This is a genomic window from Dactylosporangium sp. NPDC000521 (genome assembly GCF_042898305.1).
Taxonomy (GTDB): Bacteria; Actinomycetota; Actinomycetes; order Mycobacteriales; family Micromonosporaceae; genus Dactylosporangium.
The window spans coordinates 723141-736783 of the sequence record NZ_JBIAYW010000003.1; the positions used below are offsets into that span (position 1 = coordinate 723141).

The 13643-nt window shown below is 71.8% G+C and carries 12 protein-coding genes; 10 read left to right on the forward strand and 2 right to left on the reverse strand.

From position 1 onward, the window contains the following. Positions 1-43: 43 nt before the first annotated feature. The 10 genes from ACFY3L_RS13490 to ACFY3L_RS13535 all read left to right on the forward strand — a co-directional run bounded on the left by ACFY3L_RS13490 (position 44) and on the right by ACFY3L_RS13535 (position 9946). Positions 44-766, forward strand: a complete 723-nt coding sequence (locus tag ACFY3L_RS13490; protein ID WP_389322367.1) for an ABC transporter ATP-binding protein — start codon at positions 44-46, stop codon at positions 764-766. Then, on the forward strand, positions 763-1650 hold the full coding sequence (locus ACFY3L_RS13495; protein WP_389322369.1) for a branched-chain amino acid ABC transporter permease: 888 nt from the start codon (positions 763-765) through the stop codon (positions 1648-1650). The genes ACFY3L_RS13490 and ACFY3L_RS13495 overlap by 4 nt, the downstream gene beginning before the upstream one ends. Continuing rightward, positions 1650-2741, forward strand: a complete 1092-nt coding sequence (locus ACFY3L_RS13500) for a branched-chain amino acid ABC transporter permease (RefSeq protein ID WP_389322636.1) — start codon at positions 1650-1652, stop codon at positions 2739-2741. Before ACFY3L_RS13495 ends, ACFY3L_RS13500 begins: the two co-directional genes overlap by 1 nt. A 202-nt stretch (positions 2742-2943) precedes the next feature. After that, positions 2944-3717: an ABC transporter ATP-binding protein gene (locus ACFY3L_RS13505; RefSeq protein WP_389322371.1), complete on the forward strand. Its 774-nt coding sequence runs from the start codon at positions 2944-2946 to the stop codon at positions 3715-3717. Beyond that, positions 3704-4396 (forward strand): ABC transporter ATP-binding protein, encoded by a 693-nt coding sequence (locus ACFY3L_RS13510; protein WP_389322373.1) that lies wholly within the window; start codon positions 3704-3706, stop codon positions 4394-4396. Before ACFY3L_RS13505 ends, ACFY3L_RS13510 begins: the two co-directional genes overlap by 14 nt. A gap of 10 nt (positions 4397-4406) precedes the next feature. Further along, positions 4407-5648 (forward strand): ABC transporter substrate-binding protein, encoded by a 1242-nt coding sequence (locus ACFY3L_RS13515; protein ID WP_389322375.1) that lies wholly within the window; start codon positions 4407-4409, stop codon positions 5646-5648. A gap of 4 nt (positions 5649-5652) precedes the next feature. Beyond that, positions 5653-6525 carry a branched-chain amino acid ABC transporter permease gene (locus tag ACFY3L_RS13520; protein ID WP_389322377.1) on the forward strand — a complete coding sequence of 291 codons (873 nt, stop codon included), beginning with the start codon at positions 5653-5655 and terminating at the stop codon, positions 6523-6525. 82 nt (positions 6526-6607) lie between these two features. Further along, on the forward strand, positions 6608-7564 hold the full coding sequence (locus ACFY3L_RS13525; RefSeq protein ID WP_389322379.1) for a branched-chain amino acid ABC transporter permease: 957 nt from the start codon (positions 6608-6610) through the stop codon (positions 7562-7564). 119 nt (positions 7565-7683) lie between these two features. After that, complete coding sequence (locus ACFY3L_RS13530; RefSeq protein ID WP_389322381.1) at positions 7684-9270, forward strand: MFS transporter; 1587 nt, start codon at positions 7684-7686, stop codon at positions 9268-9270. 58 nt (positions 9271-9328) lie between these two features. After that, complete coding sequence (locus ACFY3L_RS13535; RefSeq protein WP_389322383.1) at positions 9329-9946, forward strand: TetR/AcrR family transcriptional regulator; 618 nt, start codon at positions 9329-9331, stop codon at positions 9944-9946. Positions 9947-10899: 953 nt separating this feature from the next. Here the strand turns inward: ACFY3L_RS13535 and ACFY3L_RS13540 are convergent. Both ACFY3L_RS13540 and ACFY3L_RS13545 read right to left on the reverse strand, forming a co-directional pair. Further along, on the reverse strand, positions 10900-12786 hold the full coding sequence (locus ACFY3L_RS13540) for a helix-turn-helix domain-containing protein (protein WP_389322638.1): 1887 nt from the start codon (positions 12784-12786) through the stop codon (positions 10900-10902). 18 nt (positions 12787-12804) lie between these two features. Further along, positions 12805-13599 carry a 3-hydroxybutyrate dehydrogenase gene (locus tag ACFY3L_RS13545; protein ID WP_389322385.1) on the reverse strand — a complete coding sequence of 265 codons (795 nt, stop codon included), beginning with the start codon at positions 13597-13599 and terminating at the stop codon, positions 12805-12807. Positions 13600-13643: the final 44 nt, after the last annotated feature.

The window sequence follows — 13643 nt, forward strand, 5'->3', positions numbered from 1 at the left end:
TCGGATATGTTCGCGCAGCGGACATGTCCGGGGAGGGAGCCCTGTGACCGCCATTCTCGACATCGCTGATCTGTCCGTGAAGGTGGGCGGGTCGCACATCCTGCAGGGCGTCACGTTCTCAGTGCAGCCGCAGGGCGTCACGGCGCTGCTCGGCCGCAACGGCGTCGGCAAGACCACCACGCTCAAGGCCGTGCTGGGCCTCATGCCGCGCGCCGCGGAGATCACCGGCCGGGTCGGCTACGACGGTGCGAGCATCCTGCGGCAGCCCACGTTCCGGCTCGTCCGCCAGGGCCTCGGCTACGTGCCCGAGGACCGCGGCGTCTTCGCCGGGCTCACCGTCGCGGAGAACCTGCGGCTCGCCGAGCGCGCCGGCGCGACCCCCGACTACGACACGGTCCACGGCCTCTTCCCGGAGCTGCGCAAGCGGGCCCGGCAGCGGGCCGGCACCCTGTCCGGCGGCCAGCAGCAGATGCTGGCGATCGGCCGGGTCCTGCTCAACCCCAACCGGCTGCTGCTGATCGACGAGCCGACGAAGGGTCTCGCCCCGAAGGTCGTCACCGAGGTCGCCGCCGCCCTGGAGGCCGTCGCCGCCGTCGTGCCGATGCTGCTCGTCGAGCAGAACCTGGCGGTGGTGCGCCGGATGGCCCGCCACGCCGTCGTCATCGCCAACGGCCGCGTCGCGTACACCGGCGGGGCCAGTGACCTGCTCGACTACACCGAGAAGACCAAGGCGCTGCTCGGCGTCGGCAAGGGAGAGCACGCATGAGCACGTTTGTGCTGTTGACCTTGACCGGACTGGGGCTCGCCGCCCTGTACTTCCTGGTGGCCTCGGGTCTCGCGCTCGTGTTCGGGCTCGCCGACGTGCTCAACTTCGCGCACGGGCTGTTCCTGTCCGTCGGCGCGTACGGCACCTGGTGGGCCTCCGGCAACCTCCCCGGCGCCGGGTCGTCCGGGTGGGGCTTCGTCCTCGCCGTCGTGTTCGGCGTCGTCTGCGGCACCGCGGTCGCCGCGCTCGTCGAGCTGGTGCTGATCCGGCCGCTGTACTCGCGCACCATCGAGCAGGTCCTCGTCACCGTCGGCCTGTCGCTCGCGGGCGTGGCGCTGCTGCAGGCGTCCTGGGGCGCGGACCCGCGGACCTACCCGCGGCCGCAGTGGACGCAGGAGCTGACCGAGGTCGCCGGCGCCCGCGTCCCCAACGACCGCTTCCTGCTCATCGGCGCCGCCGCGGTGGTCCTCGCCGGGCTGCTCGCGTTCCTCAAGTACACCCGCATCGGCTTGGTCATCCGAGCCGGTGTCGAGGACCGGTCCATGGTCACCGCGCTCGGCATCGACGTGCGGCGCGCGTTCACGCTCGTCTTCGCGATCGGTGGCGCCGCCGCCGCGCTCGCCGGTGCGCTCGGCGGGGTCTACGCCGGCTCGATCTCCCCGACCGGGGGCAGCTCGCTGCTCATCTTCGGCTTCATCGTCGTCGTCATCGGCGGGATGGGCTCGGTCGTCGGGGCCGCCTACGCCGCCGTCGCCGTCGGGCTGCTGCAGCAGTTCGTCAACTACACCTCATCGGGGCTCGGCGACATCTGCGTCGTCGCGCTCCTGGCGATCGTGCTGCTCGTCCGCCCGCAGGGCATCACCGGAAAGGTCGCCACCTCATGATGACGGACACCGCGGTGACCCCCGGCGGCACCGCGCCGAGGACACGCCGGAAGTGGCATCCCGCCCGGTTCGGGCCGCTCGTCTTCCTGGCCGTGCTCATCGCGCTGCCGTACTGGTCGATCTCCATCCCGGGCGTGTTCGACACGGCGATCAACAAGCCCGGCACCCTGCAGCTGCTCGCGCTGTGCCTGGTGTTCGGCGCCCTCGCCACCGGCTACGACCTGCTCTTCGGGCGCACCGGGCTGCTGTCCTTCGGCCACGCGCTCTACTTCGCCGCCGGCGTCTACGGCACCGACGTCCTCGTCACCAAGGCGGGCTTCCCGCTGTGGCAGGCCGTGCTCCTCGCCGTCGTCGGCACCGCCGTGATCGCCGCGGCGCTCGGGGCGATCGCGCTGCGCACCAACGGCATCGCCTTCGCCATGGTCACCCTCGCCTTCGCGCAGGTCGGTGCGATCACCATCGGGCGCGACCCGGGCGGCCAGACCGGCGGCGAGGAGGGCCTGCCGATGGACACCTCCGGCGTGCCCGACGCGCTCGTCGGCGTCACCAACACCGTGAACCTGTACTGGCTCGCGGTCGGCGTCGCCGTCGTCACCGTCCTGATCGTGCACGCCATCGCCGACGCGCCCGCCGGGCGGGTGCTCGCCGCGATCCGCGACGACGAACGCCGCGTCGGCGTGCTCGGCCTCGACCCGTACCGGTACAAGCTGTTCGCGTTCACCGTCGCGGGCGGCCTCGCCGGTCTCGCCGGCGCCATGTACGCGCTGCTGATCGGCGGCGCCACCCCGCACGTCGCGGCGTCCGACCAGACGCTGACGCTGCTCGTCATGGTCGTGCTCGGCGGCCCCGGCACCCGGTGGGGGCCGCTGATCGGCGGGATGCTCTTCACGTACCTCGACTACCGGCTCGTCGCGTTCGGCCGCTCCGACGCCGTCGACAGCCTGCCGGGCGTGCTGAGCGGGCCGCTGTCGCAGCCGCTGTTCGTGCTCGGCACGGTCTTCATCCTCGCCGTGTACTTCTTCCCCGGCGGCCTCGCCGGCCTGCGGACCCGCCTCGGACCACTCGCGAGGTGGATACCGGACCGCCGTTGAGCGGTCCTGGAGGACGCCGGTCGATTCGACACAATCGAATCGACCGGCGTCTTTTTTGTGTGGCGCGTCGGCACACGCTCACACCGGTAAATGTATGGATCGCCTCCATGGCTTGGGTGTGGCGCCGGTCATAGCGTTCGCCGCAACGGCGGGCCACATGTGACCGCCACCCGCCCACCGCCATGAGGAGGTGTGTCCCCCGATGGACGGTCCCGCCCTGACAGCGCGCGGTCTCACCCGTGACTTCCGCGGCTTCCGGGCCGTCGACGCGGTCGACCTCACCGTCGCCGCAGGCAGCGTGCACGCGCTCGTCGGACCCAACGGCGCCGGCAAGACGACGCTGTTCAACCTGCTCACCGGGTTTCTCGCACCGACCGCCGGACGGATCGAGCTCGGCGGCCACGACATCACCGGGCTCCCGCCGGAGCGGGTCGCCCGCCTCGGCGTCGCCCGCTCCTTCCAGATCACCAGCCTCTTCCCGCAGCAGACCGCGCGGACCCACGTCGAGCTGGCCCTGCAGAGCGCGACGGGGCTCGGCTGGTCGTTCTGGCGCAGCCACCGGCTCCTGGACCGCTTCTCGGCCCGCGCCGGCGAGCTGCTCGACCTGGTCGGCCTCGGCGACGCGGGGGAGACCCTGGCCGGCAGCCTGGCGTACGGGCGCAAACGGGCCCTCGAGCTGGCGATCGCGCTCGCGCTGGACCCGAAGGTGCTGCTGCTGGACGAGCCGACCGCCGGGATGGGCCTGGAGGACGTCGACCGCACCGTCGAGCTCATCGCCGCCGTCCGGGACGGCCGCACGGTGGTGCTGGTCGAGCACAACATGCGCGTGGTCGGCCGGCTCGCCGACACCGTCACCGTCCTGCAGGCCGGTCGCGTGCTGGTCGAGGGCCCCTATGAGCGGGTCCGCACCGAACCGCGGGTCATCGAGGCGTACCTGGGAAACGCCGCCGAGGGGAGTGCCGATGCTGCACATTGACGGGCTCTCGGCGTGGTACGGCGAGGCGCAGGTCCTGCGCGACGTCGACCTGTTCGTCCAGCGGGGCGAGGTGGTCACCCTGTGCGGCCGCAACGGCGCCGGCAAGACCACCCTGCTGCGCTGCGTCATGGGGCTGCACACCGCGCAGTCCGGCACGGTCCGGCTCGACGGCGAGGACATCACCTCGCGGAAGGCCCACCAGCGGGCCCGCCGCGGCCTCGGCTGGGTGCCCGACGACCGCGGCGCGTACGCCACCCTGACCGTCGCGGAGCACCTGACCCTGCCGCCCGTCGTCGGGCCGTCCCCGTGGAGCCTGGAGCAGGTCCACGAGGCGTTCCCGGCGCTGTACACCCGGCGCGCCAGCCCCGCCACGAAGCTCTCCGGCGGCGAGCAGCAGATGCTCGCCCTCGCCCGGGTGCTGCGGATGGGGGCGACGGTGCTGCTCTGCGACGAACCCACCGAAGGGCTGTCCCCGCTGCTGGTCCAGCAGGTCGGCGAGATCCTGCGGCGGGCCAAGGAGCACGGCGTCACCGTCCTGCTCGTCGAGCAGAACCTCCACTTCGCCACCACGGTCGCCGACCGCCACTACCTCCTCGCCGAGGGGCGGGTCGTCGGCGCCTTCGACAACACCGACATCCAGTCCCGCGAGGCCGAACTCCTCGCACACCTCGGGATCTAGGAGAAATATCATGAGAAAAGCGCTCGCGGCCGGTGCCGCACTCTGCGTCGCCCTGTCGGGTTGCGGCGGCGGCGGACCCCGCTCCGGCGGCGACTCGAAGCTCACCGGCGACAAGCTCGTGCTCGGCGTCCTCAACGACCAGTCCGGCGTCTACGCGCAGCTGTCGGGCAAGAACTCGGTCGTGGCCGTGAACATGGCGATCGACGACTTCAAGGCCAAGTACGGCGACAAGGCGATCACGAAGAACATCACCGTGGAGACCGCCGACCACCAGAACAAGCCCGACGTGGCGAACACCCGCGCCGCGGAGATGTACGACCGGCTCGGCGTCGACGCGATCCTCGACGTGCCGACGTCCTCGGCCGCGCTGAAGGTCGCCGACGTCGCCAAGGCGAGCAAGAAGCTCTACTTCAACATCTCCGGCGCTACCACCGACCTGACCGGGAAGTCCTGCAACAAGTACACCTTCCACTACGCCTACGACACCGCGATGCTCGCCAACGGCACCGGCACCGCGACCACCCAGGCGGGCGCGAAGAACTGGTACATCGTCTACCCCGACTACGCCTTCGGCCAGGACATGGAGAAGTCCTTCAAGGCCGCGATCGCCAAGGGCGGCGGCACCGTGGTGGCGAGCGACCCGACGCCGTTCCCCAACGACAACTTCTCCACGTTCCTGCTCAAGGCGCCGACGCTCAACCCGAAGCCCGACGTGCTCGGCACCATGCAGGCCGGCGCCGACCTGGTGAACCTGGTCAAGCAGTACAACGAGTTCAAGCTGCGGGACAAGGGCGTCGGGCTCGCCGTCGGCCTCATGTTCCTCACCGACATCCACTCCCTCACCCCCGACGCCCTGGCAGGCACGACGTTCACCGACGCCTGGTACTGGAACTTCGACGCGGAGAACCGCGCCTGGGCCGACAAGTTCTCGGCCCGTGCCGGCGGTCAGCGCCCGACGTTCGCCCACGCCGCCAACTACTCCGCGGCGATGCAGTACCTGGAGGCGGTGCAGGCCGCGGGCACCGACGACGCCGACGCGGTGGTGAAGCAGCTGGAAGGCAGGAAGGCCAACGACTTCTTCCTCCGCAACGGGGAGTTCCGCGCCGCCGACCACCGGGTCGTGCACGACGCCTACCTCGCCAAGGTGAAGCCGGCGAGCGAGGTCAAGGAGCCCTGGGACTACGAGCAGATCGTCAAGACGATCCCCGCCCAGGAGGCGTTCCGCGCCCCGTCGGCCGACTGCAAGCTCTAGTCCGATGGGTTTCCTCACCCACACGTTCAACGGACTGGTCGGGGGCAGCTTCTACGCGTTGCTCGCCCTCGGCCTGTCGGTCATCTTCGGCATGCTGCGGGTGGTGAACTTCGCCCACGGCGCGTTCTACATGCTCGGCGCGTTCGGCGCCTACGTGCTGCTCGCCGAGGCCGGGATCGCCTTCTGGTGGGCGCTGCTCGCGGTGCCGCTGGTGCTCGGCCTGCTCGGGATCCTGCTGGAGCGCGGGCTGATCCGCCGGCTGTCCACACTGGACCCGCTGTACAACTTCCTGCTCACGTTCGGGCTCACGCTCATGCTGCAGGACGTGGTGAAGTCGCGGTACGGCTCGCAGTCCAACCCCTACAGCGCGCCGCCCGGGCTGCGGGGGACCGTCGACCTCGGACTGTTCGACTTCCCGGCGTACCGGGTGTTCGTGTTCGGCGTGGCCGTGCTGCTGTGCGTCGCCGTGTGGTGGCTGCTGACCCGCACCCGGGTCGGCACCGTCGTGCGGGCCGCCACCGAACGCCCCGAGCTGACCCGCGCGCTCGGCATCGACGTCGGGCGGTGGATCGCGCCCGTCTTCGGCTTCGGCGTCGCCCTCGCGGCCCTCGCCGGGGTGCTCGCCGCGCCGATGCGGGCGGTGAACCCGCTCATGGGCGCCGACCTGATCATCGGCGTCTTCGCGGTCGTCGTCATCGGCGGCCTCGGCTCGGTCTTCGGCAGCGTCGCCGCGGGCTTCGCGATCGGCCTGCTGCAGGCGTGGAGCGAGGCCTACGGGCCGGCGCTGCTCGCGCAGACCCTCATCTTCCTGGTCATGGCCCTGGTCCTGCTCTTCCGGCCGGCCGGGCTCTTCGGGCGGGAGGAGCTGCCGACATGACCGGACAGCGGAGCGGCTCGGCCCGGTCATCATGTGGCAGGTTCGGGGCAGGCCGGCGCCGGAGCGCAGCGGAGGTGACGGCATGACGTCGTTGTTGTTGGAGCGGGTCCGGACGCCCCGCTGGGTCGGTTGGGCGCTCGCGCTTGCCGGAGCGCTGGTGGCGCTCTGGCTGCCCAACGGGCTCTATCCGGCGGTCGCGGTGGACATGCTCTGCTGGGCGCTCTTCGCCGTCGCCATCGATCTGCTGCTGGGGTACGGCGGGCTGCTGTCCTTCGGTCACGCGGCCTTCTGGGGGACCTCGGCGTACACCGCCGGGATCATCGCGGGCCGGGTGGGCGTGCCCTTCCCCGTCGCGGTGCTCGGCGGCGCCCTCGCCGCGGCCGCCCTCGCGGTGCCGATCGGCTACCTCGCCGTGAAGCGCTCCGGGATCTACTTCGCGATGGTGACCCTGGCCTTCGCGCAGATGGTGTACTTCGTGGCCAACGAGTGGTCGTCGGTGACCGGCGGCGAGAACGGGCTGCAGAGCGTGCCGCGGGAGCTGTTCGGGCTCGACCTGTCGGACCCGTACTACTTCTACTACGCGGCGCTGCCCCTCACCGCGCTCGGGATGCTGCTCGCGTGGCGGATCGTGCACTCGCCGTTCGGCCGGGTGCTCGTCGCGATCCGGGACAACCCGGCCCGGGCCCGCGCGCTCGGCTACCCGGCCCACCGGTTCAAGCTGCTCGTCTTCGTCCTGTCGGCGTTCGTCGCCGGGCTCGGCGGCGGGCTCTTCGCGGTCGCGCACGGCTTCGTCTCCCTCGACGTCGTGCACTGGACGACCTCGGGCAAAGGCGTGGTGCTCGTCGTGCTCGGCGGCATCGGGACGCTGTGGGGCGGGGTCGTCGGCGCGGCCCTGGTGGTGAACCTGGAGGACCAGCTGTCGCAGGCGGGCTTCACGCTCATCGGCCTGGTGACCGGCGGCATCTTCGTGCTGGTCGTCCTGCTCTTCCGCCGCGGCCTGTGGGGCTCCGCGGTGGCGCTGCTCAGACGCCGTCTGTGACGGCGCGCACATTTTGATACGAGACGGTTCCGTATCGCTTCGTCAGGCCCTAGCTTGATGGAGGATACGGAACTGTTCCGTATCGTATCGCGCGTTCGCTCACTGGGGGCATGAACCACATGGACGCAGCAACACCCAACACCGGACATCCCCGCCGCTGGGCCATCCTCGGCGTGCTCGTCATCAGCCTGCTCGTCGTCGTGCTGGACAACACCGTCCTCAACGTCGCCATGCGCACGATCGCCGACCCCGTGCACGGCCTGGGCGCGACCCAGAGCGAGCTGGAGTGGTCGATCAACTCCTACACCCTGGTCTTCGCCGGCCTGCTCTTCACCGCCGGCATCCTCGCCGACCGGCTCGGCCGGCGGATCACGCTCAACGTCGGGCTCGTGCTCTTCGGCATCGCGTCGCTCGTCTCCGCCTACGCCGACTCGCCCACCCAGCTGATCTGGGCCCGCGCCCTCATGGGCCTCGGCGCCGCGGCGGTCATGCCCTCGACCCTGTCGATCATCGCCAACGTCTTCGACCCGCGGGAGCGGGCCAAGGCGATCGGCGTCTGGGCCGGCGCCGTCGGCCTCGGCGTCGCGATCGGCCCGATCGTCGGCGGCCTGCTGCTCGAGCACTTCTGGTGGGGCTCGGTCTTCCTGATCAACGTCCCGATCGTCGTCGCCGGCGTGATCCTCGTCAGCGCCCTCATCCCCGAGTCCCGGGACCCGCGCCCCGGGCGCATCGACCTCGTCGGCGTGATCCTGTCCATCATCGGCCTGACGCTGCTCACGTACGGTGTGATCGAAGGCGGCGAGGCCGGCTTCGGCGAGCTCAAGTCCTGGGGCACCCTGGCCGCCTCGGCCGTCGTCCTCGCCGCGTTCGTGGTCTACGAGCGGCGCATCGAGTTCCCCTCGCTGGACGTGAAGCTCTTCGCCAACCGCCAGTTCTCCGCCTCCACCGCGATGATCGGCCTGGTCTTCTTCGCCGCGATGGGCGCCATGTTCACCAGCGCCTTCTACCTGCAGCTGGTGCGCGGCTACGGCCCGCTCGCCTCCGGCGCGCTCTTCGTGCCCTTCGCGCTCGGCCAGCTCGTCTTCGCCCCGCGCAGCGCCGCCATGGTCAAGCGCTTCGGCCCCAAGGCGGTCAGCACCACCGGCCTGCTCCTCGTCGCGCTCGGCCTCACCGGCTGGATCTTCATCGGCGCCTCGACGCCGATCTGGGTCGTCGGCGCGCTGTTCTTCGTCATGGGCACCGGCATGGCCAACGTGATGCCGCCCGCGACCGAGGCCATCATGGCCGCGCTGCCCCGTGAGAAGGCCGGCGTCGGATCGGCCGTCAGCAACACCATCCGCCAGGTCGGCGGTGCCCTCGGCGTGGCCGCCCTCGGCGCGGTCATCAGCTCCTACTACCGCAGCGGCGTCGAGTCCTCCACGACCGGCCTGCCGGCCGCCGCGAAGCACCTCGCCGACGAGTCGATCTCCGGTGCGTACGGTGTCGCGGCGCACGCCGGGCCCGCCGGGCCGGCGCTGATCCAGCACGCCAACGACGCCTTCATCACCGCGATGCACTACTCGGCGATCGGCTCCGCGATCTTCGCGGTCCTCGGCGCGGCCGTCGCCTTCATCTGGCTGCCCGGCAAGCGCCCGGCCTCGGCTCCCGCGCCCACGACCGCGGAAGGCCTCGCCGAGGAGCAGGGTGTCGAGCTGGTGGACGTGTGATGTCCTTTGACCCGGCCGTTGATGGCTTCTGTGTGAGAACTCGGTAACAATGGAAGTCATGACGACGGCGAGCGTGGATGCGGTGGCCGACCAGGACCGCAAGGGTCCCGGCCGGCCCCGCTCCGCCCGCGCGGACGAGGCCATCATCGAGGCGGTCCTGGATCTGCTCAGCGCGGGCCAGAGCGCCGACGCGCTGTCCATCGAGGCGGTCGCGGCGAAGGCGGGCGTCGGCAAGGCGACGATCTACCGCCGCTGGCCCAACAAGGAAGCCCTCCTCATCGACGCCGTCACCACGATGAAGGGCCCCGTCCCGGAGCCCGCCGGCGTGTCGGTCCGCGACGACCTGGTCGCCCTGATCGCGGGCATGCGCACCAAGCGCATGCACCACTACGGCAAGGTCACCGCCTGCCTGCTGCCCGAGCTCGTCAAGGGCGAGGAGATGCAGAGGGTCTACCAGGCCGGCGTCGTCGAGCCCCGCCGCGACGTGATGCGGGGCGTCCTGCGCCGCGGCATCGAGAGCGGGGAGCTGCGCGCCGACCTGGACGTGGAGCTGACGCTGCTCATGCTGTCGGGCCCGGCGATCGCGCAGAACATGCTGCGCTGGAACCCCGCCGTGCCCGACGAGGGCTTCGCCGAGAACCTGGTCGACGCCATCCTCCGCGGCGCCCGCCCCTGACCGTCTGGCCCCGGCGGCAGCGCCGCTCGTCCGAGCCGAACCAGCGCTGCCCCGGATATGTCCGCTGCGCGAACATATCCGACTTATCAGCATTTGGCGGGTCCTGGGTGCTCTGTCCGTGATCCGGAAGGGTTGGTGCCGCTGAGCCGACACAACGCCTTCCGGATCGCGGAGCGGTTCACTGGCTCCGGTGATCCAAGGATGGATCTGGCTGTCCGGGTGGCCGGGTTGCGACTTGGATCAAGCGGGTGGGGATGGGAGATCGTCGTCTCGCGCTTGCCGGTTTTCGGTGGGCGGGAGGTTTTCGGTGGGCGGGAGTCTGTCGCAGGCGGTGATCTCGGAGGGTTGTTGCGGGTCGGACGGCACAACGGCGACGTTGCGGCCGACGACCCCGGTCGCCTTCCGGATCGCGGAGCGGTTCGCCGGCTCCGGTGATCCAAGGATGGGTCTGGCTGTCTGGGTGGCCGGGTTGCGACTTGGATCATGCGGGTGGGGGATGGGAGATCGTCGTCTCGCGTTTGCCGGTTTTCGGTGGGTCGGAGTCTGTCGTAGGCGGTGATTGAGAAGCCATTGTTGCGGGTCGGGCGGCACAAGAGTCTTCCGGATCGCGGAGCGGTTCGCCGGCTCCGGTGATCCAAGGACGGATCTGGCTGTCGGGACGGCCGGGTTGCGACTTCGATCATTGCCGGGGCAGGCCGGCAGGCCCTGCGGGCAGGCTTTCGGTGGGCGCTCCGTGATCCCGTGCGGTTGCGGTAGCCCTGGCTACCGGAAGCATTCAGGATCATGGCGGACCCAACCCCGGCCACCGCGGCGGCCGGCCACCGGATGCGGCGCAGCCGCTCGCCCTGCCTCGCGCCTCAGCGCGGGCAGTGCGCCGCGCAGCGGCGCATTGGGGTGCGGGTGAGAATCCCCGCCGGGCCCCGCCGCGCCAGCGGTGGGGGGAATTACAGCGCTCAGCGCAGGCGGTGGAGGCGGAGGGCCAGCTGGACCTCCAGGGCGCGTTCCGGTTTCTGCCAGTCGGCGCCCAGGAGCTGGCCGATGCGTTCGAGGCGCTGGGTCACGGTGTTGACGTGGACGTGGAGCAGTTCGGCGGCGCGGGCCAGGCTGCCGCCGACGCCGAAGTACGCCTCCAGGGTCTTGACCAGGGCGGTGCCCCGGCGGACGTCGTAGTCGACGACGGGGCCGATGGTGGAGCCCAGGAAGGCGTCGACGTCCCGGTCGCGGCCGTCGGGGGCGGAGCCCAGCAGGAGGCCGACGAAGCCCAGCTCGGCGGTGCTGGCGCCGGCCCCCGCGCGGCCCAGGGCGGCGAGGGCGATGACGCACCGGTCGGCGTCGCGGTAGGCGGCGGCGATGCCCGCGGGACCGGTCGCGGGGCCGCCGGCGCCGGCGGTGACGGGGCGGCCGAGGAGCTTGCCGAGGTCGCGGGCGACGGTGCGGGCGAGGGGGCCGGCCGCGTCGCCGGGCAGGAGGAGGACCACGTGGCCGTCGCGGGCGGCGGCGAGGCCGCCGCGGGTCTGCGCGTAGGTCTGGGCCCAGGACACGGCGCGCTGGCGTGCCGAGCCGGCGGCGAGCGCGTCCTCGCCGACGGCGACGACGACGTTGGGGGCGTCCAGGTCGACGCCGAGGCGCTTGGCGCGGGCGCGCAGCGAGTCGGCGTCGCGGACGGGCCGGGTGATGACGTCGTCCAGGAGCTCGCCGCGGACGCGGCCCTCGGCGTCGGCGACGGTGCGGCGGAAGAGCAGCAGGAGGGCGGTGACGACGGCGGCGCGCTCCAGGATGCGCTGGTCGGCGTCGACGAGGGGGCGGTCGGGGCGCAGGACGAGCGCGCCGAGGTTCTCGGCGCCGGCCACCACGGCCGCGAGCCACAGCGGCCCCCGCCGGACGCTGCGCCCCTCGGTACGGGACGCGGCGAGAGCCTCGGCGATGGCGCTGGCGTCAGGGGCGTCGAGCGCACCGACGCTGGCCTGGTGGCGGCCGTCGGCGTCCAGGACGAGCAGCGCACCGCCCAGCACCTCGGTGACGACCTCGGCGATGTCCTCGACGCCGGCGCCCCGCAGCACCAGGGCCGTCATGCGGTCGTGGGCGGCGGCGGCCCGCTCGACGGAGTCGCTGTGGGCGCGGATCGTGCCGTTGGCGGCGGACAGCTCCTCGAGCGCGGCCTGGGTCTCGCCGAGGAGGCGGGCGGTGTCGATGGCGACGGCGGCGTTCGCGGCGAGGGAGACGAGCAGCGACACCTCTTCGCGGGCGAACGGCCGGGCGGAGCGGTTCGCGGCGTACAGGACGCCGATGATGCGGGAGCCGAGCCGCAGCGGCACGCCCAGGATCGCGACCAGCCCTTCCTCGCCGACGCCGGCGTCGATGTCGCCGGTGTGCCGGAAGCGGGCGTCCTCGGGGTAGTTGGCCGTCACGTACGGGCTGCCGGTCTGCGCCACGAGGCCGCCGAGCCCGGCACCCATCGGCAGGCGCAGGGCCTGGAACTTGGCGGAGATGGAGCCGTCGGTGACCCGCATGTAGGTGTCGCCGTGCTGTTCGTCGTTGAGCGTCATGTACGCCACGTCGGCGCCGAGCAGTGTCCGGGCGCGGTGCACGATGGCGGCGAGGACGGCGTCGACGTCACGGAGCCCGGCGAGGTCGCTGGCGGTGTCGAAGAGGCCGGAGAGCTCCTCCTCGCGCCGCCGCCGGCGCTCCAGGAGGGCCCGGACGCGCAGGGCGACGACCTTGGCCTGCTCCAGCTCGGCCAGGCGGTCGGGGGGGAGGCCGGCGTTGCGGGCGGCGACGAGCGGGCCCTCGAACTCGACCGCGGCGGCCTCCCGCGCGAGCAGCTCCAGGTACTCCAGCATCGTCACACCCCTATTGTGCTAGTGGGCGGTCCAGCCGCCGTCGATTGCGACGGACGTGCCGGTGATGAACCCCGCGGCGTCGGAGCAGAGGTAGGCGACGAGCTCGGCGACCTCCGAGGGCTCGATGAGCCGCTTGATCGCCGCGCTGGTGAGCATGATCTTCTCGACGACCTCGGTCTCGTCGATGCCGTGCGTGGCCGCCTGGGCGGCGATCTGGCCCTCGACGAGCGGGGTGCGCACGTAGGCCGGGTTGATGCAGTTGCTCGTGACGCCGTGCGGGGCGCCTTCGAGGGCGACGGTCTTGGAGAGGCCTTCGAGGGCGTGCTTCGCCGTCACGTACGCCGCCTTGAACGGCGAGGAGCGCAGGCCGTGGACGGAGGAGATGTTGACGACCCGCCCCCAGCCGGCGTGGTACATGTGGGGCAGGACCCGCCGGGTGAGGCGGAACGGCGCCTCCACCATGACGGCCTGGATGTAGGCGAACCGCTCCGGCGGGAAGTCCTCCAGCGGCGCCACGTGCTGCAGGCCGGCGTTGTTGACCAGCACGTCGGCGTCCCAGTACCCGGCCAGGCGCTCCTCGGCGTCAGCGGGATCGGAGAGGTCGGCGGTCACCGGTACCACATCCGCATCGGCCGACAGGAGCCGCAAGGCATCCGCGTCGCGGTCGACGGCGACCACCTTCGCGCCGGCGGCGGCGAGGCGCACGGCGACCCCCCGGCCGATGCCGCTGCCCGCGCCGGTCACCAGTGCGGTGCGGCCGCGCAGGTCCAGGGCGACCACCTGATGCGGCGAAACGGGATGTGGCGTCGTCATGGCGGGAAACGTACGAGCCTTCACGCGCGCGTCCCATGGGGTCT